Raw genomic sequence first — 22,898 nt, forward strand, 5'->3', positions numbered from 1 at the left:
ATCGAATGCGGGGAACAAAAATGAAAAAGCTGAAGATGTCTGTGAAAACCAAGCTGCTGTCCATCCTGCTGATTCCGATTCTAGCTATGGCTCTAACTTCGTATTTATCGCTTAACCTGGTAATTTCATCCGATAATAATTTGAAACGCGTATTCTACGATCACGGCTATAATTTGACCTCATATATGCTCAATGCCGACAGGGATATGTATCAGGCTTATTCTGCGGTACAGCTACATCTGGCTACCGGAGACGAGAAGGCCGTTGCGGATTACCGGGAGAACATTGCCCAGGTAGCCGAAAGAATAGGAAGGGCTGAAGATATCCTGAAGACCTATAATGACCGGCGGATTCTTGACCTGAGAAGTGAAGCCGGAAGTGATATCTTGAGGGAGCTTGGAGAGGCCAGAATGCTGTTCGTGGAGTGGACTGGAATCATTGACCAGCTGCTGCAGTCTCCCGGGGAAAGAAAGGTAACAAATGAGCTGCTGCGGGTGGATCAGTTTACGGAAGCACGCGACAAGCTCGATTCGGCATCAGGCATCGTCGAGGCATTTATGGTGAACGAGGTTAAGGGCTCTGAAGAATCAATTCACCTTTCCTTCATAAAGGTAGCTGCAGTCAGCGTAGCCCTGCTAATGGCTTCCTTCATCATGGGTTTCCTCTATATCCGGAAAATTGGTTCGGCTTTTAAGATGATTCAGATAGTTATGGAAAGATTGACTGCAGGCGACCTTACAGTTGAACCGCTTAACCTCAAGAGCAAGGATGAAATTGGACAGGTGGCACTCGCAATTAATAATATGACTGGCAAAATTAAGGGACTGATCGAAAAGTCGGTAACTCTGTCACATACAGTCTCTACAGCCTCGCGGGAAATTTCGATGAACACAGAAGAAGTAGTAAGAAGCAGTACACATCAGGCTAATGATGCCCAGACGATGACGATGCTGGTGTCTGAACTGTCGATGGCCGTTACTTCAGTAGCGCAGAATGCGGAAAGGGCATCCACGATGTATCAACAGACTGTAGGTATTTCTACAGAGAATATGCGTATAGTCGATGCCTCGATCAATGAGATGAATGCGGCAAGCGAACAGATGAACAAGCTGCAGGAAGATTCCAAGAAAATCGGGAATATCCTCGATCTGATTGATGATATTGCGGAGCAGACCAATCTGCTGGCACTGAATGCTGCGATTGAAGCAGCCAGAGCCGGTGAACACGGCAGAGGTTTTGCAGTAGTGGCCGACGAAGTCCGTAAGCTGGCGGAACGGAGCGGGGAAGCTACCCGGCAAATCTCTCAGATTATTGAGACTATGCAGGAAAATACGGTAAAAAGTGTATCGGCAGTAGGTTTGGGAGTGCAATCCTCCTTGGATGCGGCAGCCGCCTTTGACAAGATTAAAGGGATTGTGGGTGAAACGGCCCAGTTAATCACCGAAATTGCTGCGGCCAGCGAAGAACAGGCAGCCCAGGCGGACGACGTGCTACGGTCAGTACAGAGCATTGCGGCTGCCAGCCAGGAAGTCTGTGCCTGTGCAGAAGAGACTGCGGCCTCCTCGCATGATCTGGTGGATTCCACAGCTCAGCTGAACGAGTCGCTGGCAGCGTTTCGGATGTCTTAATCCGAGAAAGACAGGTGAAGCTAGATGACGCTGGATACAGCAAATCAATATGTCGAATTTGGGATGGGCCAGGAACAGTATGCCATTCCGATCCAGGATATTCATGAAATTATCCGTGTGCAGGAAATCACCCGTCTTCCACATACTCCTGCTTTTGTTGAAGGGGTCATTAACCTGAGGGGCAAGATCGTACCGGTGATCAGTTTACGCAAACGCTTTGGATTCGAAGACATTCCGTTGACCAAACGTACACGGATAATAGTAATCAACCGCCAGGATGAGAAGGTGGGTGTGCTCGTGGATCACGTGAATAAGGTGGTGCGCATCCATGATATGCAAGCACCGCCGGAACGGCTGGGAACACTGAACGGCACGTTCTTCGAGGGGATTGGCAAATCGGACAATGGACTTGTCAGTGTGCTGAAACTGGAGCACTTATTTGAAGAAGCGGGCAGTTAGGTTTCATTTACAGGATTAGGGAGCAAGGAGGCGAAGAAATGAATAAGCGCGTACTGATCGTAGATGATTCTGCCTTTATGAGAAGGCTTCTGACGGAAATGATTAAGGAGTTTCCCGGTTTTGAAGTGGCCGGCGTTGCCAGAAACGGAGTAGAGGCCGTACAGCAGGTGCTGGCCCTTCAGCCGGATGTGGTGACTATGGATGTTGAGATGCCCATCATGGACGGGCTGAAAGCGCTGGGGGAAATAATGAAGCTTAGGCCTACTCCGGTGATTATGGTTAGCTCGCTCACCCGGGAAGGTGCCGACGCTACCATTCAGGCTTTGATGCTGGGGGCAGTTGACTTTATTGCTAAACCCTCCGGTTCCATCTTGGCAGAACTCGGGAACAAGCAGAACGAACTGCTGGTGATGCTGCAGGCGGCGGCATCCTCTCATCAATCGGTCACAAAGTGGGGAGGGGAGCCGCCCAAACGGCGTGCTCTGCCGGCCCAAACGGCGGCGCCTGCGGCTTCGGTTCAGCGTGAAAGAAAACGAACATCCCCAATGATCAGCGGGATATGCGCAGTGGGCACCTCAACCGGAGGACCTAAGGCGCTTGAGACGCTGCTTACCTCCTTGCCGGAGGATCTTGCGGTTCCCGTTGTTGTCGTTCAACATATGCCGGTTAAATTCACGGCTTCACTTGCTCAGCGGCTGGATCAGCATGCCGCTCTGCATGTGGTGGAGGCAACGCATCATCAAATCCTGGAGCCCGGAAATGTCTATATTGCACCCGGAGGCAAGCATATGGAAATAGAGAATACCGGCGCCGGATCGTACCGTATTGTGATTAGTGAGCACAATACGGTGAATGGGCACCGCCCCTCTGTAGAGGTTATGTTCGATTCTGTCACACGGCTGAAGGGGCTGAAAAAGGGTTACGTCATTATGACCGGTATGGGAGCTGATGGTGCACAGGCGATGCAGCGGGCCAAACAGGCTGCGTTCCAGTCCGTCACGATAGCCGAATCAGAGGCTACCTGCGTGGTGTATGGCATGCCCAGAGCTGCGGTAGAGCTGAAGTGTATTGATCATATTTTGCCCCTTCCACAAATCGCCGGAAAGATAATAAGTATATTTCATAATATTTCATAATATTTCAGATAATTATTAACGGATTAGGGCAGCCGGTTCTTCATCCATTAATTCTGGTGAGCGGGTCTTCCGCAGATGCTGGAGCCTTGCGCCTCCGATCAGAGCAGCCCCGGCAGCAGTAATCCCGCCGATCAGTCCGAACACCGGAACAGGCGATTCTACCCCGTACAGCCCTAGCAGACCCGCCCCGAGCATAGGGCCGAAAGTGGTTCCGATCTTAACAAACTCCGAGCAGCCGAAATAGAGTCCCTTATTACTCTCCGGAGACAGCTCATCCACTAAGGCATCGAACCGCGCACCAATCAGCAGCTCCCCCAGACTGAACACTATAATGAACAGCAGCGGCATCAACGGGGAGACGGGCAACACAAAGAACAGAAAGCTTGCGGCAATCAGCAGATTACTGGCGAGTACCACGTGGAAAGGATTCCACTTCGAGATCCAGCGCAGCACGGCAAATTGCGCAGCCAGAATAACAACCGCATTGAGCGACAGGATCACCGAATACATCCGGGCACCGTCGGCCAAGGCAGAAGTGGCGTTTAAATATTGGGATACGGTTCCGTTCAGCTGAGAATACCCGAAGAAGGAGAAGCTCATTCCAGCCAGCAGGAGGAGGAATACATAGTCCTTGCGAATTGCACCAAGATTCTTAAGGCTGCCGATACCCCGGGATGCAATAGAAGCGTGGATGCGGCCCCCGTGCCGGAAGAAGAATTGTGTGGAGACGCCATACAGAATATAAAGCACGCCCAGAATAACATAAGGAAAGAGAGTCAGCTTCATATTGAACATCAGGCTTAACAGCGGGCCGAGAAAACAGCCCAGATTTATCGCCGTATACCGCAGATTGAAGACGAGCAGCCGGTTCTCCGGGAGCGTTTCGGTGGACAGTACTTTTTTACTGGCAGGCTCGAAGATGGAGTAGCATAATCCGTTAAGGCCGTTAAGCAGCAGGAAGGCCGGGAAGCCGTCCGCATAATAGAACAGAATAAATAGGCTTCCCCAGATTATGGGGACAACGGCGATGATTTTGTGCAGAGGCAGCCGGTCCGCAAGCGCCCCTCCGAAGCCGCTGAAGAGCACATTCACCAGCGGATTGATACTGAGAACACAGCCGGCCAGGAAGATGGAGAGATGTTTTTGGCTCGTCAGAAAGATGGCCAGATAAGGGACGCTCATAAATAGTGCAGTTCTCGTGAAAAAGGTGCCGGCCAGAATGTTCCATACTCTACGGTTTAGTTTCCGTGACAAATGAAAGCCCATGATAATCCTTCCCTGCTTTTTATATTTTGATTTGTGCCGAGTGTAGCATACAATGAAAATCAGACCGGAAAATTGTGCTGTATACTCACACGGCAGAGCGGAGGAGTGAAATCATGTTTCTGGGCACTACAATCAGGCAAATCCGTTCCTCCAAAGGAATCAACCAGTCGATTCTGGCGGATGGGATTATGAGCCGTTCCAACTTGTCACGCTTTGAGGGCGGTAAATATTATCCCGGATATGACAAGCTGATCCTCCTGCTGGACAAGCTGGAAATGTCCCTTGAAGAGCTGCTGTTCCTGCAGAATGGCTATGCACAGCCGGAGAAACGTACGCTTCACTTAAGTCTGGTGGAGGCGGCGAACCGTTATGAATTCGACAAAGTTAGAACGATCAGCCATGAATGCCGTTTCTTGTACGGGGTGACGCGCACGGAGGCTTATTATCATTTGTATCTGCTGGGCCAGGGTTTTCTGATTCAATATCAGCGGGAGGATGAGATCAGGCAGTTAAGCGAATTAGCCGGGGAGATCAAGCCTTATCTGATGGGTGCGGATATATGGTATCTGTATGAGTTCAAGCTGCTGAATAATTTCCTGTTTACGCTAAGCAGCGGAGACGCGATCTTTTTTGGACTAAGGGCTGCAGATGAGTTTGATAAATACCATGACTTTGCCGAGAGCCGGACCATCCAGCAGCATCTGATGCAGAATATCGCGAAAATTTGCCTGAAAGAGCATAATTACGAGCAAAGCCTGTTCTTCCTTAAAAAAGCGCTGCCCTTAGCGGATAAGACGAATCTGCTGTACGATAAAATTGTCACATTGGTGTACCATGAGATCACGCTGCTCTGTCTGAAGCATAAAGACGATACCCAGCAGTTATTGGGTTACCTGGATATTCTTCGGCAGCTTGAGTTCAATGACAGTTATGAAGCGCTGCAGCAGGTGTGCCGGATACATCTGCCGGATATATTCTGATACATATACTTTTTATTTTCCGCACAAAAAGGTTGCCACTCTATCACCGGGCGGCAACCTTTTTGGTTCTGTTTATTATTGGGGGGAAGAGATGCCGCTGCGCTTCTTGGCGAGCTCGCGCCGCACAACCGGAGCTACTTCTGTTGCCAGCAGCTCAATGGCTTCTGCCACCTTGGCATAGGGAAGGCCGCCGATATCCAGCTGGGTCATGAAGCGGTGATGGCCGAACAGCTCATGCTGATAGAGGATCTTCTCAATAATCTGCTGCGGGCTACCCACGGCCAAGGTATTGTCCGGAGAGGTGAACCGGCCGAATTCTTCGCGTGAGACACGGTATTCCTGGCCGGGCTTCGGGCTAATCGCATTGCGGTAGCTGTAGTAATAAGGATAGTACTCATCCAATGCCTGCCGGGAGGTCTTGGCTATGTAACCGTGGCTTGTGATGGCAATCTTCAAGTCTTCCGGTCTGTGCCCTGCTGCTGCGCCGGAGCGGCGGTAGGTGTGGGCCAGATTCTGGAAAGGCTCCGGGCTGCCGCTCAGAATAGCGATGGCCATACCTACACCCAGCTCTCCGGCCTTCTGGGCACTTTCGGCCGAACCGCCGATGCCCACCCAGAGCGGAAGCTTCTGCTGCAGCGGACGCGGGGCAATCTCGGCGTTATGCAGCGGGGAGCGGAACTTGCCTTCCCAGTTCATGACCTCATGCTGGTTCAGCGTGAGCAGCAGGTCGAGATTCTCGCTGAACAGCTGTTTGTAATCCTCCAGCTCATAACCGAACAGCGGGAAGGATTCCAGGAATGCGCCGCGCCCGGCGATAATCTCCGCCCGGCCGTCCGACAGCAGATCCAGAGTGGCGAAATCCTCGAAGACACGAACCGGATCAATCGTACTCAGTACAGTGGTTGCACTGGTAAGCTTAATCCGCTCTGTAACCTGGGCAATAGCTGCCAGCACAACCGGTACTGAGGAGATGACGAAATCCAGCCGGTGATGTTCACCTACGCCGAATACATCCAGACCCGCTTCATCGGCAAGCTTCGCGGCAGCAATCACTTCATGGAGCCGCTGGCGGGGGCTAATCCGCTGCCCCGTTTGGCAATCGGTTACGATATCCCCGAGTGTATAAATACCGAACTCGAACTCCGGTTCAGCCGCTTGCTTCGCTTGATCATTCCCTTGATTGTTCATTGGTACAGACCCCTTATTATCCAGAATATTTAGTATGTTTAAAGCTTAAGCTTGTCCGTTACAGCAAGGATATACTCTACTATACCATAACGACTTACAAAATGTAAGTATATGAGTGTAAGTTTGTGATATGAGGAGATAAGCAGATAAGCAGCAATACTAATGTTGTGCCCTGCATACCATATACCGGGGGCACTGGTTGCCCTTTCTAACTTTTATGTATTTATATATATACGAAGTCCCCCGGTTGAGATTATACTAAAGTGACGAACCGTTTTTTCAGCAGGCGGAGCGTCTCCCCATACCTATAACACAGACACAAGAATATTATGCTGGAGGAAATTGAATGAGCACTACAGAACTTACTAGCCAACTTTCCAGTTTCACAGGAAGATTACTGCGGGAACGCTTTGGGAAAGGGCCTGAATCCATACACGCCTCTATCGGAAAGCAATGTATAGCGCTGCATATTCGTAATTTTATCGGACCTGTGGAGAAATTTTTGTTAAATAAGGAAGAAGAACAGGCGTTTCGCTATACGAGAGAGCTTCTGATGAAGTCTCTGCTGCCCGAGCTTGCGGCCTACCTGAAGGAAATGACGGCTATGGAGGTTGGCGAGATTTTCTATGACTGGGGTATACATAATGCGTCTGGAATGATCGTTGCGCTCATTAAGAATGACGTTATGGTCATTGACGATTATGCCGGGCGTCAAGAAGTCCATGCCCAGATAAATGAAGTTAGCAGAAAGGTTCAGAAGGAACCGGTCTATACCGACTCCTGGTGGCTTGGCCCGCGCGTCCTGATTATCAAACGTGAGGGTATCCTGATCCCGCTGGAGAAGGAACTGATTAGCCTTGGTTATGAGAATACGCTTAAGACTACCAAACGTAAGATGGAAAAACGATATTTGGAGGATACCACCACGATTGCCCCGATGCTTGGCAAGGAACTGTCGGATATATACGTGGATTGGGATTTCGACAAGGATACCAGTGTGATAGCTTATACTTTTCATTAAGTTTAACTATAAATAAGGCGGAAATGAGTCGGACATGCGAATGAGCCGAACATGAGCCGGAGAAGGGGGAATCGTCCCTTTCTTCGGCTTTTTTATTTTCTGCCTGTTTAGGGGCTGTTGTGCTGGGACTTTTTAGGAGGATATGCCGAATGGAGGAGTACAAGCAGACAGTATTATATGTGGAAGATAATCAACTCAACATGGCCCTAATGCATCATATCTTCAAAAGAAACCTGCCCTCCATATTGCTGCTGAAAGCCGAAACGGCAGAACTCGGGCTAAGTATGGCCCGTGAAGAACTGCCGGATCTGATCATCCTGGATATCGGGCTGCCCGGCCTTAACGGATATGAAGCTCTGGAAATATTGCAGCAGGATGAGGCTACTTGCCACATTCCGGTACTGGGAACCAGTGCGTTTGCTCAATTATCGGATATTGAAAAAGCCAGGAACAAGGGTTTTGCTTCATACATTACCAAACCTTTTCAGGTAAAAGCCTTCACTGAAACGGTGAAGAGGCTGCTGGACGGTGGGCTCTAAAAGGATAATGTAATGCAGGAATGGATTGAACAAAGGCGGGAACTGGGGAGAACTCTGTCTGAAGGCTGGTTCGCGGGTTAATATAATCCGACAGAATCATTTGACTTTCGCCCGGATATGCAAGATATTTATATTACAGATTTGAACTAATAATGCATGTATTACTCCACGAACGGGCGGTGGAATTTATGCTAAGACAACATACGGAGATCTCTTCTCCATTCGAACAGGCATTCAAAAAGGGGACTGCCGGAGTTGCATTTCTCTCCATTTCCGAAGAATGGACTAGTGTGAATCCGGCGGTAACCCTGTTACTTGGATACACGGAAGAACGATTGCTGGGACATGGCCTCACGGAGTTTCTGTATGAAGATTCCCTGGAGATACATAGGCAAAAGATGGGCACCCTAAAAGCGGGAGAGGCTCCCTTTTTTGAATGTGAGCTGAATTTCCGGCATGCAGACGGCTCTGTAGTTGCAGTACTGCTGCATGTTTCTCTGATTAGCGAGCCCTCTACGGGAATGGGCTTGTATTATATCGTTCATCTGGCCGGATTGCGGCACCCGGAAGCTAAGTCCATGGATGAACTTCCTGCACCGCCAGATGAGCTGTACCGCCTGATCGCAGCCAATATTCGAGACATTGTATATTATGCAACCCCGGATGGTATCTGCAGATACTGTTCTCCTTCGATTGTAGAAGTACTCGGGTATAAGCCTGAGGAATTGATCGGCTGTGATATCCGCGGACTGGTTTACCCCGAGGATATGGAATTTATGAGCGCTCCGCAGGCGGCTGAGCTTCAGAGTGTGCAGCTGCGGATTCTTCATAAGGACGGGCGGTATCTCTGGATTGAATTCACGCTGCGGATTGTGGAAGACAGCGGGAGCTGGAGCGTGCTTGCCGTAGGCCGTGATGTGACACAGCGTAAGATTATGGAGCAGAAGCTGCAGGAATCGGTAGAGCGGTATACCTCGCTGAAGAAATATAACCATGATGCGATTATTTCCCTGGATCTGGAAGGGAACATCATCAATGGGAATGAGAAGGCCGTACAGCTGGCAGGCTACACCATTCCTGAGCTGGTGGGAATGAGTGTCGGCCGGATTATCGGGAACCACCATCTTCACGACGTGATCAGCTTCTGCCAGAAGAAGGGTTCCATGGAACGGAGCATCGACCTCATCTGGCATAAGGACGGGCATTCCGTGGAGGTGCTGACAACCCTTGCCCCTATCATAATCAACAAGGAGACGGTGGGTTTTTATATAATCGTCAAGGATATTACCGAGCAGAAGAAGCTGCTGATCGCCAAAGAAACCGCCGAGAATACGAACCGGGCCAAAAGCGAGTTCCTGGCTATGATGAGCCATGAAATCCGCACGCCGATGAACGGGGTGATCGGGATGACCGATCTGCTGCTGGACCTCAGTGATCCGGATTCTCAGCAACGGGAGTACCTGGAAATCATCCGCCAGAGCGGGGAATCCCTGCTGAATATCATTAACGATATTCTGGATCTATCCAAGATAGAGGCGGGCAAAACCTCATTGCATGAAGAACCGTTTGTCCTTCAGCACTGCATAGAGTCTGCTCTGGAGCTGCTGCAGCTTAAAGCGGAGAATAAGGGCCTAACCATCCAGGTGGAGGTGGGACCGGAGGTGCCCGCTGATCTGATCGGGGACGGAGAACGCTTGAAGCAGATCCTGATCAATCTGGTCGGCAATGCAGTGAAGTTCACTTACACGGGCGGGATAAAGGTAGGCGTGCAAAGGATAAGGAGAGAAGAGGCTGCTGATGGGGTAACGCTGCAATTTACAGTGGCGGATACAGGAATAGGCATTCCGGAGGATGCCCGCAGCCAATTGTTCGAGCCGTTCTACCAGCTGGATCATTCCATGAGCCGCAAACATGAAGGAAGTGGCCTGGGGCTGGCGATCAGCAAGCAGCTGGTTGAAATGATGGGAGGCAGGATTCAGCTGGAGCCGCAGACCGGGCAGGGGGCAACTTTTGTATTTACAGTGGTGCTCCGGACCGAGAAGCAGGCTCTGACTGCTGAGGGGGCGGAGCCGGGCCTGCTGAGTCCGCAGCAGCTCAGCCGTTCTTTGCGCATCCTGGTGGCTGAAGACAATGTTATTAATCAGATTGTGCTGCGCAAAATTCTGGAGAAGCGCGGGTTCGCCGTCGATGTTGCGGAAGACGGGCTGCAGGTAGTCGAGATGGTCTCTCAGCGCAGCTATGACCTGATCTTCATGGATGTGCAGATGCCCGGCATGAACGGCCTGGAGGCCACATTGAGAATCAGGCAGACGCAGCCGGCAGACTCGCAGCCGGTCATTATTGCCGTAACGGCTAATGCGCTGAAAGGCGACCGGGAATTATGCATTGAAGCGGGAATGGACGAGTATATCAGCAAGCCGCTGAGAAGCGAGACTATAGTGAATGTTATCGGGAAATTCTTTTAATTTGCAGGCAGTCTTCCGTTTGTTCATCACCCATTCACATTTTTGCGTTAAAGCTGCAATACGTCACTCCGACATCTTGCATGTGGAAGTCATTTTGATTAAGATAGCAGAAACCGGTGCATAAGACGCATCGATATACCATTAAATGACAATGACGAAGAGAGTAAGCACTTTATAGCGGATCTTAACAGGGAAGGTGTGCCGGAGACTGAGAGCACCCTCATTTGACGCTTAGTGCCGAAGTTCACTTCCGAGTCGGCTCCTGAAGTACACTGCTGCAGCAGGTATGAGTAGGGAGGCCCGCTTCCAGCGTTAACGGGTGTAAGACAGAGTTAATCCGGTCCGGGATGAGGTAACAGCTTACCGGATGCTGACGCGTCAGCAGGATTCATCTCTAAATAAGGGTGGTACCACGGCTCCTCGTCCCTTGCGACGGGGGGCCTTTTTGCGTTCGTTCATAGGATTAACTATTAACTACAAAAGGGAGTGTCAGGAAATGAGTAATGTGGAATTGGATAAGCTGAGAGCAAGGCTTGATGAAATTAACGGACAACTGCTGGAGCTGATCTCGGAGCGTGCGGGAATCGTGCAGGAAATTGGAGCACTCAAAGAGAAGCAGGGCGTGCCGAAGTTCGATCCTGAACGCGAGAAAGCCATGCTGGATAAGCTGGTCGCAAGCAACAAGGGACCGTTCACCAGCGGCACGATCCGTACCCTGTTCAAGCAGATTTTCTCTGCTTCACTGGATCTGCAAAGCACGGAGCATAAGAAATCCCTGCTGGTAGCCCGCAAAAATCACGCTGAAGATACAGTAATTACCCTTCCGGGTAATGTAACCGTCGGCGGATTATCTTCGCTGATGGTTGCCGGACCCTGCTCGGTGGAGAGTGAGCTGCAGACCCGTACAGTTGCCGCTGCCCTGCAGAAGGCAGGCGTGAAGGTGATGCGCGGCGGAGCCTTCAAGCCCCGTACCTCCCCGTATGATTTCCAGGGACTCGGGATGGATGGCCTGAGAATTCTGCGTGAAGCGGCGAATGAATACGGGCTTCTGACCATCAGTGAAATTGTAGACCCTCGTCATATTGAGGAGGCTCTTGATTATGTCGATGTTATTCAGGTCGGTGCACGGAATATGCATAACTTCGAACTGCTCAAAGCGGTAGGGGAAGTGAACAAGCCGGTATTGCTGAAGCGCGGTTTGTCGGCGACACTGGACGAATTCGTCCATGCGGCAGAATACATTATGTCCCGGGGTAACATGGAGATCATACTGATTGAACGCGGCATCCGTACCTATGAGAAAGCGACCCGCAATACGCTGGATATTTCGGCAGTACCGATTCTCAAGCAGGAATGCCATCTGCCGGTGCTGGTCGATGTGACCCATTCCACCGGACGCAAGGATATCCTGATCCCATGTGCCAAAGCTGCACTTGCCGCCGGAGCCGACGGCATCATGGTGGAAGTGCATCCCGATCCGGCAACCGCCTTATCGGATGCGGCGCAGCAGCTTAATATTGAAGAGTTCAACACCTTCTTCAATGAAGTGAAAGCCTCCGGACTGTACCGTTAATCTAAATATCTAGAATTTATGCGGAAATAGAAGAATTAATGAGAATGACGCTGTAATTAGCGCTTACAAGAATAGTTTGCACTTTTGTGGAGGTTAAGGAGGGTCAGGTACAATAACAAGTATTGGCGTTGCACCTGACCCAGGCTCTATGGTTAGAGCCTATAACCTTATAACAAGACACAGGAGGAGCAGCACAATTTGAAGCAGTTAAGCTTATACAACAACGGTTGGTTCTCCAACACACGGAGCGACATTCTATCGGGTATGACCGTGGCGATTGCCTTAATCCCTGAAGCGATTGCTTTCTCCATCCTCGCCGGCGTAAGCCCGATGGTTGGATTGTACGCATCTTTCTGTATTGCTATTGTGACGGCATTTGCCGGCGGAAGACCGGGCATGATCTCCGCGGCAACCGGGGCGATGGCACTATTGGTCGGCAGCCTGGTGATTTCACACGGAATTGAGTACCTGTTCGCGGCTACCGTACTGGCGGGAATCTTTCAGATTCTAATGGGGATGCTGAAGCTTGGCAGATTCATCACGTTCCTGCCGCAGCCGGTAATGACCGGCTTCGTCAACGCATTAGCCATTCTTATTTTCATGGCCCAGCTTGTGCATTTTGAAGGACAGGGCTGGATGATGTATGCACTGGTGGCACTTACACTGATTATCATTTATACGGTTCCGCGGATCACGAAGGCTGTCCCTTCGGCACTTGTAGCGATTATCGCAGTTTCCATACTCAGTATTGTTCTTAATCTGGATGTGAGGACCGTAGGCGATATGGGCACCATTACTTCGGCTCTGCCGGTGTTCCATCTGCCGGATCTTCCCTTCACGCTGGATACACTGCTGATCATTCTGCCCTATTCACTATCGCTAGCTGTTGTCGGATTGCTGGAATCCCTGATGACCGCAACGCTGATTGATGATATTACCGGCACCGGCAGTAACAAGAACCGGGAAGCGAAGGGACAAGGCCTGGCCAATATCGTTACCGGCTTCTTCGGCGGGATGGCAGGCTGTGCAATGATCGGCCAGTCGATGGTTAATATGAAATCGGGCGGACGTACACGGCTGTCTACTTTTGTATCGGGGATCTTTCTTTTGTTCCTGATTCTCGTTCTGGGCGATGTGGTTAAGCAGATTCCGATGGGCGCCTTGGTCGGTGTTATGATCATGGTCTGCATCAGCACCTTCGAGTGGGGTTCGTTGAAGACATTAGCCAAGGTGCCGCTCAGCGACGCACTGGTCATGATCGTTACGGTAGTTACTGTGGTAGTGACAGATAATCTGTCGATCGGTGTACTGTTCGGTGTTCTGCTGAGCGCTTTGTCTTTTGCCTGGAAAATGGCTTCAATAAAGCTCAGTGTCCATACGGCAGCATCTGTAACTACCTACAAAGTATCCGGCCAGCTGTTCTTCGGTACAACCAGTCATTTCGTGCATGAATTTATGTATGAGAGTGATCCGCAGCAGGTGATTATCGACTTCTCCCATTCTCATGTGTGGGATCAGTCGGCGGTGGGGGCTATTGCCAAAACGCTGGACAAATACGCGGCACTCGGCAAAAAGGTAACGATTACCGGATTAAATGAAGAAAGTGCCCGGCTGGTGAAGCGGATCGGCCTGAGCTTGTCGGGCGGGCATTGAAGGGTAAATGTATTGAGGCTGTCTTTGGAGCTGTTTATGGCTTCAAAGGCGGTCTCTTTTTATGTAGTATCTTTTGCGGCAGGAAAAAGGATTTTCGAAAAAGTTGTCGAAATTTTCCGGTAGAGGGACATTTGTCATTGCATGTTCAGGAATGACCCTACTTTAACAACGCAATTGCCGTGCGCGAAAGGGAAGGCCTTCATGTTTTCTTTTATCCGAACAAGACTTATTGCTCGTATCCTCTGCATCATGACTGTAGTCATTCTATGTATCACAGCAGGGAACATTGCCATTCAGCGGGCGAACACCGGAACAGCGGTGAAAGGGACGATCAGCAGTTACAACATGAGTATTGCCAGCCATTATGTTACGCAGATGGATGCCGGCCGTTACAGCGAGTTCCTGGCCGATCCCCGGGAATCGGACCTGTATTGGTCGCTCCGCAATGAACTGGATCAGTTCCGGGTGTCGATCGGTGCCCGTTATGTATACTTTGTCAGGATCGATGAAGCTAATCAGCCGCAGCTGATGATTGACGGCAGACCGGAGGGGGACCCGCTGGCTTCACAGATTAATGAAAGTACAGATATGCCGGCGGCTGCAGTTCAGGCGGTCCTTGCCGGAGAGAATGCGAGTACGCCGCTGATCATGAATCCTCAATATGGGGATTATATCTCGGCATTTGTGCCGGTGAAAGGGGCTGACGGGACTCTGATCGGGGCGCTGGGCATTGATACCGATGTCGCTGTCCTTAGCAGCCTGACCCGTGATGTCCTGATCCAAAGTCTGCCTCTCTATGGTATTATTCTCGCCTTATCCCTGGCCGCTTTGGCGGTGCTGGCCTGGTTTGTGTCCCGGTCCTTGCGTCCTCTGGGGACGATCACGGAGAGTGCGGGCACCATGGCCAGGGGCGACTTGGCTGAGGCCGCGCGGATTCTGAATGGCCGTCCGGTCAAGTCCCGGGATGAGATTGGAACGGCTTATCTGGCGATGCTTCAGATGTCAGGAGATTTGAATTCCAGAGTGAGAGGGATGGTGTCTGGTGTGTCCACGGCATCCGATTCTCTCTACGGCTCCTCCAAGACATTCGCCAGGAATGCCGATGATGTGCTGAAGATGAGTGAGGCTGTCAATGGGAGAATAGGCGACATCTACGCCGGTGCCCATTCACAGACGGAAGGGGCGCAGAGCAGCGCTATGGCAATGGATGAGATGGCGCAGGGCATTTCGCGTATTTCGGCCGCTTCGGCCGCTGTCTCCGAATTCGCGGTCAAGGCTCTGGATATGGTGGAGTCCTCCCAGAACGCCATGAACTACACAAATCAGCAGATGAAGTCGATTTCCGTATCTACCAGCGATACTCTGGATATCGTGCTGTTGCTGCAAGGCTATACGAATGAAATTGAGGGGGCGCTGGCTTCGATCAGGCAGTTCGCCGATCAGACGAAGCTGCTTGCGCTGAATGCCTCGATTGAGGCAGCGCGCGCGGGAGAACACGGGCGGGGCTTCACTGTCGTAGCCGGAGAGGTACGCAAGCTGGCAGAGGGCTCTGCGGCTTCTGTCGAGCGGGTAGCCGATTTACTGATTCATATCGGCAATGCCTCGGCAAGCATCGGTACGCAAATGACGGACGCTTCCCATGAAGTCAGTGAAGGTGTGCGGATGTCTGCTGAAGCAGAAGCTGCGCTGCTGGAAGCCTCGGCCGCTTTTCGTGAGGTGGCCGGACAGATCATCGATGTCTCCGCGACGGCAGAGCAGCTGTCTGCAGGCTCGGAGGAGGTTGCTGCAACGGTGGGCAGCATGGCCTCCATTGCCGGAGGTGTCTCGGAGCAGACAAGGCAGATCCGTGAGCTTACAGGTCTTCAACTGGAGAAGATCAAAGAAGTGTACGAGGCTTCGATGATGATCAGCGCGAACACGGGCGACTTGCGGGAGGCTATCCGGCAGGTGAAGGTATAGGCGGCGATTCGAGTGTTGATCGGGCGCAGTAGCAGGTGCTCGCTCTCCGGCTTTCCAAAGTGTTCGACTATTGGTATGATTACAAGGAATGCGAACATCTACTACCGATTACATGGAGGAATTAATAATGAGTGAAACTACAATATCCGGGATTATTGATCATACGCTGCTGAAGGCGGATGCCCGTAAAGACGATATTATCAAGCTGGCTGAGGAAGCCAAAGCATACAAATTCGCTTCGGTCTGTGTGAACCCGGCCTGGGTGTCCACGGCCTATGCCGTGCTGAAGGATACGCCGGAAGTAAAAGTATGTACAGTAATCGGGTTCCCGCTGGGATCGTCCACACCGGAAACCAAAGCCTTTGAAACCACCGATGCGATTGCTAACGGTGCTGGCGAAGTAGATATGGTTATTAATATCGGCGCATTGAAAGACGGCAATGACGAGCTGGTGAAACGTGATATCGCCGCAGTGGTTGAAGCTGCCCGCGGTAAAGCACTGACCAAAGTCATCATTGAAACCTGCCTGCTGTCCGATGGAGAGAAGGTCCGCGCCTGTAAGCTCGCTGTAGAAGCGGGAGCCGACTTTGTGAAGACTTCGACCGGCTTCTCCACGGGAGGCGCAACGAAGGAAGATATCGCACTCATGCGGGCGACTGTCGGCCCTGATATCGGCGTTAAGGCATCCGGCGGTGTGCGCAGTGCGGAAGATGCCCTCGTAATGGTCGGAGCAGGCGCTACCCGGATCGGGACAAGCGGCGGCGTAGCCATTGCCAAAGGTGACCAAAGTCAGAGCAGCTACTAAATAGAATAAGAAACGCTCTACATACGGCAGCGCCCTCCTTGATTTCAAGGGGCGCTGCCGTTTTTGTACAAATATAATTCGGAAAGAGATACATCCCTCAGAGTCCGCCGAAAGCGGGTGGGATGAGGGAATGGGGAGCACAAGTACATCTGAATTCACCGGATGCGTAAATCATTGGACCCGGTGAGTGAAGCGGACTGAGAAGTCGTTATTTCGCCCAAAAACCCATAAATAAGGATGAGACGGACTGAGAATCGCTTATATCGTTCATTTGAGGCCAAAATGACGGATATCCGGATGCTTAACGGAATCTCAGTCCGATCGTCTTGCAAATTTCTCGGATTTGCCAACATAACGGAATCTCAGTCCACCTTACGGGCAGAGGCGTCAGGAAGAATCCGCCAAGTTCCAATTACGGAAATGCTCCAATGATAGGCTCCAGCCTGAATCACCCCTCGGGGTGATTTTGTTCAGGGAATAGCGAGTACGGGTAAAATGAGGGGGGGCGAAGTACCCGGCAGGCGGAACTGAGGAGCACTAGTGCACCTGAATTAGCTGAAAGTAGCCGATAGGCGTGAATGAGGCGCATTAGCCGTTAGTGCACCAGGTTTCACCAGCTCCGTGCCTTGCTTCCACTTCATTTTCATCTCAACAAACCGGCAGCAGCCCCCTTGAATTCAAGGAGGCTGCTGCCGGTTCTGCGAAGCAAATACATTAGTGGTCTGGCAGATCAGCTAAATATGAGAAATGGATCTCCGGAAGTCGGCTGTACAGAAGCCTACCCGCCTACCCGCCTCTCATAAAAGGACGGCAAAGCCGATTCATCTTTCCTAGACCAGCCCTTTATCCATCGCTTTGCCGATCAGCGTGGCGAACAGGCTGTTGGACCAGGCGAACCACTCGCGGGAGAAGTCGGCTGGATCATCCGGGTGGAAGCCTTCGTGCATGTAGCCGGTATCCGCATCAGTGCGGATCAGCATGTCGATCAGCTCCTTGATCTCCTCATCGTTGTCTGCCGTCAGCGCCTGCATGGACAGTGCCATGTGCCACACATAACCGCCCGGCGTATGCGGGCTGCCAATGCCCTTGGCGTGCTTGCCCTCGAAGTAGAAGGGATTGTCGAAGCTGAGGGCGAAACGGCGTGTGTTCTGATAAATCTCATCCTCTACGCCAACATAACCAATATAAGGAATGGACATCAGTCCAGGTGTGCCCGCATCGTCCATCAGGGAATAATTGCCGAAACCGTCCGTTTCATAGGCGTAGATTCTGCCGTATTTTGGGTGAGTCACGATTCCGTAGGTACGGATGCCGAAGTCGATCTCCTTGCGCAGCTTCGCCGCCCGTGCCGCCAGTCTTTCGTCCATGTAGACCTCGCTTGCAATCTCGCGGATATAACCCAGAATGACTACGGCGAACATATTGGAGGGAATGTTGTAGCCGAATTCGCAGCTGTCATCGCTTGGCCGGAAGCCGGACCAGCTCATGCCGGTATAGTTGACAGGCATGCCGCGTCCGTTATTGTGCAAAGTTTCCGTATCCTGAAGCGTCTGCCGGATGAAATGGTATGGCGACTTCTCCCCGTGATATTGCTCGGTTTCGATAACATTCACAATGGAGGTCAGCGCCTGGTAGCAGGCAGCATCGAAGATATCGCTCTGCTCCGCTTCCTTCCAGTACATATACGCCAGCTGTACAACGAAGCAGAGGGAGTCCAGCTCATACTTACGCTCCCACATCCACGGATTCAGATTGCAGTCGTCCGTATCCCGGTAATGCTTGTCGCTGGCCGTTTCGTTGAAGGCGTTGGTGTACGGATCAATATTGACATAGAACATCTGGCGGGCGATCAGGCCGCGGAGAATGCGCTGCAATTCCGGATCGTTTTTGGCAAAAGGAATGTAGTGGCGCACCTGCTCCGTCGAATCGCGCAGCCACATGGCCGGAATATCCCCGGTGAACACGAAGGTGGTGCCGTCCTCCAGCAGCTTGGTGGTCGTCTCCAGCGTATTCGGGAAGCAATTGCGGAACAATTGCTGCAGTTTCGGGTGATGCTTGAGCCGTTCGTCGGCCTCATTCAGATAGGTGGTAATGGAAGCTGGCAGGTTCATCGTTAATTCCTCCTCAGGCATAGTGAATTTAGGGTTGTACCGTTTGCAGGGCATAAGTTACAATTTGGGCTTTGCCGGCGGTGCTGCGCAGAATTCCTTCATCTAATATGGCTGTCTGTTTCCGCCGCTCCAGAATATCACTGGCATGTACAGCCTCTACGGGAAAATGCGGCACGAGCGCAAAATCCTGCTCCTGATGCGCCAGATTGTACCACCGCAGGATAATATCCTCATGTTCTTCCGACAGCTTGAAGGCGGAGAGGGCCATTGTGCGGCCCTGCCACTCCAGCGGCTGATACTCGGCAGGCAGGGAGCCCTGCTGCCAGCCGGTCTGTACAGTGAACCAAGGCACCTGATACTGGTAGGCCCAGGCGAAGGCCTCCGGCCACCCGGCATCTCCGGCATAAGGGCGAACCGCGAATTGAGCGGTCTGCTCCCCCAGGCACTGGGCTTCCGGCGTAGGGAACACGCCCCAGTCCCCCAGCTCCGACACACTGCGTAGCAGGGTTACGGCAATGGTATTGCTTCCGTCACGCAGGACCTCGTATTCGTTCAGCCCTTTGTTGGCGACCACAAGACCCGCGCTGCCGTCCGACACACTGACGTAAGCCTGCTGGTGCTGGGCATTGCTCGGATTGATCCAGTCGGCAGCCGGTTCAATGGCGCGCTCCGCCGCTTCGAAGATGGAATCCGCCAAGAGTGTGGAGGCGGCAAGATCCGTAGGGAAGAGGACGCGCAGCCTGTGGTCCTTGGCCTGGTTATTGAACGTGGCAGAGACCTGAATGCCGGTCCCGTTAGCCTCCAGACTGATCCGGGTTACGATCCGCAGCGGGACCTGGGCTGAAGAGCGTCCCGCCTTGCGCTGGCGGAACGGAACCATCCGGCGCTTCTCCTCCTCGAAGGAGGCATCGGCGGAAGCCGGAACGGTCCATTCATGCACGATTTCATAGGTGATGCGGTAAGGCTCGTGCTCGGCAAGCGTGATGCGGGCGTCCAGTCCCTTGGTAGTCAGAGCAGCATCGCCCTCCGGCTGGCGGAACACATACTCATTTCCGATATCCCCGCAATTCTCGTAAACCCCTAGTCCGGCGAAGACTTTGCCGGTGTGCTTGTCCTTCACATCATACGAGCCGTCTTCCCGGATCTGGATGGCCAGGAATCCGTTCTCCATCCCCGTCTCGGTGAGCCTAAGCGGGCTGGCAGCAGCCCCGGCAGCTCCAGCGGATGCGCTACCCGGTGACTCCACCCAGGCATAAGTGGTATAGCCAAGCGGCGGAATCTGCACAGCTTCGAAGGTCAGCCGGACCATACGCGCCATATAAGGCTTGCGGAACTGATCGTCCGGCAGCTCATAGCCGAACCGGGTGCCGAGATCCTCGGCCTTGCAGGCCAGGACCCGTCCGTCCGCACCCAGCAGCCGCCCGCGCGCAAGCTTAAGCGGTAACTGATCCAGCGCTTCGGCAATCGCCGCAGGATTCGGGCCTTCCTTGAAGTACCGTTTGGCTACCGCTACCTCCACACTAACCGTACCACTGCGTTCCCAGCCGGTTGTATTGAAGACCGTCACGGGAATGGCAGATTCTCCCCAGGCGGCTACGCCCATAGTTCCAATCTGACCGGAGATCGCCTTCAGGCTCTCCTCCACAATAGCCTCGCCGACATGTCTGCTCTTCTCGAAGCGTGTAACCATCTCGCGGTGAACCTCATCCACGCTACAGCCGCAGATGCTGTCATGCGGATGATTCTGCATCAGCGTCTTCCAGGCGTAGGTCAGCAGGGCGTGGGGATAAGCCTGCCCGCTGAGCAGATAAGCCAGGGCAGCCAGCGGCTCGGCGCCCTTCTCCAGCAGGGTCTGGCCCTGATGATTCAGCTGCTTCAGATAGACGCGGGCGGAAGCGGTGTTCACCAGCGTCCCCCAGCCGTCCGTATGCTGGCTGCGCAGCTCGCCGTGCACGGTGACCAGATCTTCAGGCAGCGAAGACCCCAGCGCCTCCAGGTACTGCTCGAAGCTGGAATGGACGAAATCCGTGTCCGGGTAGAGCTTCCTCGCGGTCTCCAGCGCATCGGCGAGATCACGCTGCACCGGCTGATGATCACAGCCGTTCATGAACAGCAGCTCGGGGGTGGAGGCATATTTGCCGGCATCGGCGATTTTTTTGTCCCAGAAGGCCTTGGCTTCACCCGCATCTACCGGCACCTCGTTGCCGTTGCTGTACCAGTTCGCAAACAGCAGCCCCAGCACGCTTGAGCCGTCGGGTGATTCCCAGAACATCTCGGAGTAAGGCGATTCATAGCTTGAGCTGTTCAGCTCGCCGACCATATTGTCGAAGCCCGTCGGCTTCACTCCGCGCCCGAACACCGCAGTCTCAATGTCTGCCTGCCGGAGCAGCTGCGGGGCTTGTCCCATATTGCCGAAGGAATCCGGGAAATAACCCAGCTTGGAGATGACGCCATATTTGGCCGCGTCCTGATGGCCGATCAGCAGATTGCGGACATTGGCCTCCGAGCTGGTCAGGAATTCATCCTGGAGCACATACCAGGGGCCGATGACAATACGGCCTTCGCGGATGAATCTCTCCAGCTGCTCTCTTTTCTCCGGATGAATCTGAAGATAGTCTTCAATAATAATGGTCTGTCCGTCCAGGTGGAAATAACGGTAGCGTTCATCCTTCTCCAGAGTTTCCAGGAGCTCATTCATCAGCTTCGCCAGCAGAACGTGGTGACGCTCGTAAGGCATGTACCATTCCCGGTCCCAGTGGGTGTGGGAGATCAGGTGTGCGGTTGTACGGGTCATGACAGTAACCTCCTATATCATCAGTCGGATATTTAGTCTTGGCATTCGTAGCAAATGTTTGCACACCTGCCCGGGGATCACAATATGTAACTTTTGCAGGGGGGAGAGAGGTTCATAATTCACATATTTGCGGCAGCAGGCTAACCGTGGGCAACTACAGCAGGTAATTCCGGAAAGTCCTGCAGCGGCGCGGTTTTACACTCCCGTAACATGACAATGCACATCCTACATATTTACGATGTTAGCTTAGTTTCACTACACTTGGTGTTGTAAGCGTTAGCAGGAAGGTGATTAGCGAGAATGCGAAGCGGCTGCATGATTTAATGTCATGAAAACTAACATAGAGAGGAGTGGGAGAATGAAGGGGAGTAATGCTGAAGTATCCGGAAGTCCTTCATTGAAGAACAAGTCCCTTGGCAAAAGAATCTGGCAAAACTGGGAGCTCTATCTGTTCATGCTTCCCGCATTACTGTATTTCCTCGTTTTTCATTACGGTCCGATGTACGGCATTCAGATCGCGTTTAAGAATTTCGTACCCTCAAAGGGAATTACGGGCAGCGAATGGGTAGGCTTTGACCACTTTGAACGGTTCTTCAATTCCTATTTCTTCTGGGATCTGCTCTGGAACACGTTCAGTATCAGCTTTTATGAACTGGCCATCGGGTTTCCGCTGCCGATCATTCTGGCGCTGGCCTTCAATGAGGTCCGCAACGGCCCGTTCAAAAAATCAGTCCAGACGGTAACCTATGCGCCGCATTTCATTTCCGTCGTTGTTATGGCAGGGATGATTATTACCTTCCTGTCGCCCTCCAGCGGAATGATTGTCCGGGCCATTGAATTCCTGGGCTTCGAGCCTGCGCAGTTTCTGACCGATCCGGCCTGGTTCAAGACCGTGTATGTCTTCTCGGGCGTCTGGCAGAGCACCGGGTGGGGAACGATTATTTATCTCGCGGCTCTGTCGGGCGTAGATCCCCAGCTGCATGAAGCGGCCATTGTGGATGGAGCAAGCCGGATCAAACGGGTGCTGCATATCAACCTGCCGACGATTATCCCCACAATTACGATCATGCTGATCCTGAATATGGGGAATATTCTGGGCCTTGGCTTCGAGAAAATTCTGCTGCTGCAGAATTCGCTCAATATGGAAGCTTCCGATGTCATATCCACCTATGTATACCGCGCCGGGCTAGTGAACGCCCAATACAGCTTCTCTACGGCTGTCGGATTGTTCAACTCGGTGGTCAACGTAATTCTGCTGGTTACCGTCAACCGGATCGCCAAACGCACCAGTGAGAACAGTCTCTGGTAGAAAGGAGTTGAA

General features: G+C 52.3%; 16 protein-coding genes and 1 pseudogene. 13 read left to right on the plus strand and 4 right to left on the minus strand.

Annotation, left to right across the window (positions count from 1 at the left end; translation table 11 throughout):
• Positions 1–20 precede the first annotated feature (20 nt).
• From MKZ24_RS08845 to MKZ24_RS08855, 3 genes are read left to right on the plus strand one after another with little or no spacing between them, the layout of a single operon-like run.
• Positions 21–1,628 carry a methyl-accepting chemotaxis protein gene (locus tag MKZ24_RS08845; RefSeq protein WP_052416750.1) on the plus strand — a complete coding sequence of 536 codons (1,608 nt, stop codon included), beginning with the start codon at positions 21–23 and terminating at the stop codon, positions 1,626–1,628.
• 24 nt (positions 1,629–1,652) lie between these two features.
• Positions 1,653–2,087 carry a chemotaxis protein CheW gene (locus MKZ24_RS08850; protein WP_042239823.1) on the plus strand — a complete coding sequence of 145 codons (435 nt, stop codon included), beginning with the start codon at positions 1,653–1,655 and terminating at the stop codon, positions 2,085–2,087.
• A 38-nt stretch (positions 2,088–2,125) separates the two neighbouring features.
• The gene (locus MKZ24_RS08855; protein ID WP_340782187.1) at positions 2,126–3,223 is read left to right on the plus strand and encodes a protein-glutamate methylesterase/protein-glutamine glutaminase; all 1,098 of its coding nucleotides are present in this window, start codon (positions 2,126–2,128) and stop codon (positions 3,221–3,223) included.
• A 15-nt stretch (positions 3,224–3,238) separates the two neighbouring features.
• Here the strand turns inward: MKZ24_RS08855 and MKZ24_RS08860 are convergent, their stop codons facing one another.
• Positions 3,239–4,489: an MFS transporter gene (locus tag MKZ24_RS08860; RefSeq protein ID WP_340782190.1), complete on the minus strand. Its 1,251-nt coding sequence runs from the start codon at positions 4,487–4,489 to the stop codon at positions 3,239–3,241.
• Between the two features lie 113 nt (positions 4,490–4,602).
• On the opposite strand from MKZ24_RS08860, the gene MKZ24_RS08865 reads away from it, so the two are divergent.
• A complete protein-coding gene (locus tag MKZ24_RS08865; RefSeq protein ID WP_340782194.1) occupies positions 4,603–5,469 on the plus strand; it encodes a helix-turn-helix domain-containing protein in 867 nt (288 codons plus the stop codon).
• A gap of 75 nt (positions 5,470–5,544) precedes the next feature.
• Here the strand turns inward: MKZ24_RS08865 and MKZ24_RS08870 are convergent, their stop codons facing one another.
• Positions 5,545–6,657, minus strand: a complete 1,113-nt coding sequence (locus MKZ24_RS08870; RefSeq protein WP_042239814.1) for an LLM class flavin-dependent oxidoreductase — start codon at positions 6,655–6,657, stop codon at positions 5,545–5,547.
• Between the two features lie 346 nt (positions 6,658–7,003).
• Between MKZ24_RS08870 and MKZ24_RS08875 the strand changes: the two are divergent.
• The 8 genes and pseudogenes from MKZ24_RS08875 to deoC form a co-directional block, all read left to right on the plus strand.
• Positions 7,004–7,093, plus strand: a pseudogene (locus tag MKZ24_RS08875) (Na-translocating system protein MpsC family protein); the annotation flags it as partial.
• A 66-nt stretch (positions 7,094–7,159) separates the two neighbouring features.
• Entirely contained in the window at positions 7,160–7,678 is a 519-nt protein-coding gene (locus MKZ24_RS08880; protein ID WP_339843000.1) for a Na-translocating system protein MpsC family protein, read from the plus strand.
• 149 nt (positions 7,679–7,827) lie between these two features.
• Positions 7,828–8,217 (plus strand): response regulator, encoded by a 390-nt coding sequence (locus MKZ24_RS08885; protein WP_042239810.1) that lies wholly within the window; start codon positions 7,828–7,830, stop codon positions 8,215–8,217.
• Positions 8,218–8,405: 188 nt separating this feature from the next.
• Positions 8,406–10,682, plus strand: a complete 2,277-nt coding sequence (locus tag MKZ24_RS08890; RefSeq protein ID WP_340782197.1) for a PAS domain S-box protein — start codon at positions 8,406–8,408, stop codon at positions 10,680–10,682.
• A gap of 496 nt (positions 10,683–11,178) precedes the next feature.
• Positions 11,179–12,255: a bifunctional 3-deoxy-7-phosphoheptulonate synthase/chorismate mutase gene (locus MKZ24_RS08895; protein WP_042239809.1), complete on the plus strand. Its 1,077-nt coding sequence runs from the start codon at positions 11,179–11,181 to the stop codon at positions 12,253–12,255.
• A 198-nt stretch (positions 12,256–12,453) separates the two neighbouring features.
• Entirely contained in the window at positions 12,454–13,908 is a 1,455-nt protein-coding gene (locus MKZ24_RS08900; RefSeq protein ID WP_042239808.1) for a SulP family inorganic anion transporter, read from the plus strand.
• 201 nt (positions 13,909–14,109) lie between these two features.
• Positions 14,110–15,867, plus strand: coding sequence for a methyl-accepting chemotaxis protein (locus MKZ24_RS08905; RefSeq protein WP_340782202.1), 1,758 nt, complete (start codon positions 14,110–14,112; stop codon positions 15,865–15,867).
• Between the two features lie 127 nt (positions 15,868–15,994).
• Complete coding sequence (gene deoC / locus MKZ24_RS08910) at positions 15,995–16,672, plus strand: deoxyribose-phosphate aldolase (protein ID WP_340782204.1); 678 nt, start codon at positions 15,995–15,997, stop codon at positions 16,670–16,672.
• 830 nt (positions 16,673–17,502) lie between these two features.
• Here deoC and MKZ24_RS08915 read toward each other — a convergent pair.
• Together MKZ24_RS08915 and MKZ24_RS08920 are read right to left on the minus strand one after the other, a co-directional pair.
• The gene (locus MKZ24_RS08915) at positions 17,503–18,783 is read right to left on the minus strand and encodes a glycoside hydrolase family 125 protein (protein ID WP_340782206.1); all 1,281 of its coding nucleotides are present in this window, start codon (positions 18,781–18,783) and stop codon (positions 17,503–17,505) included.
• Positions 18,784–18,811: 28 nt separating this feature from the next.
• Entirely contained in the window at positions 18,812–21,577 is a 2,766-nt protein-coding gene (locus MKZ24_RS08920) for an alpha-mannosidase (RefSeq protein ID WP_340782208.1), read from the minus strand.
• 358 nt (positions 21,578–21,935) lie between these two features.
• On the opposite strand from MKZ24_RS08920, the gene MKZ24_RS08925 reads away from it, so the two are divergent.
• Complete coding sequence (locus tag MKZ24_RS08925) at positions 21,936–22,886, plus strand: ABC transporter permease (RefSeq protein ID WP_042239798.1); 951 nt, start codon at positions 21,936–21,938, stop codon at positions 22,884–22,886.
• Positions 22,887–22,898: the final 12 nt, after the last annotated feature.

The sequence above is a fragment of the Paenibacillus sp. FSL R7-0297 genome (genome assembly GCF_038009025.1).
Taxonomy (GTDB): Bacteria; Bacillota; Bacilli; order Paenibacillales; family Paenibacillaceae; genus Paenibacillus_AQ.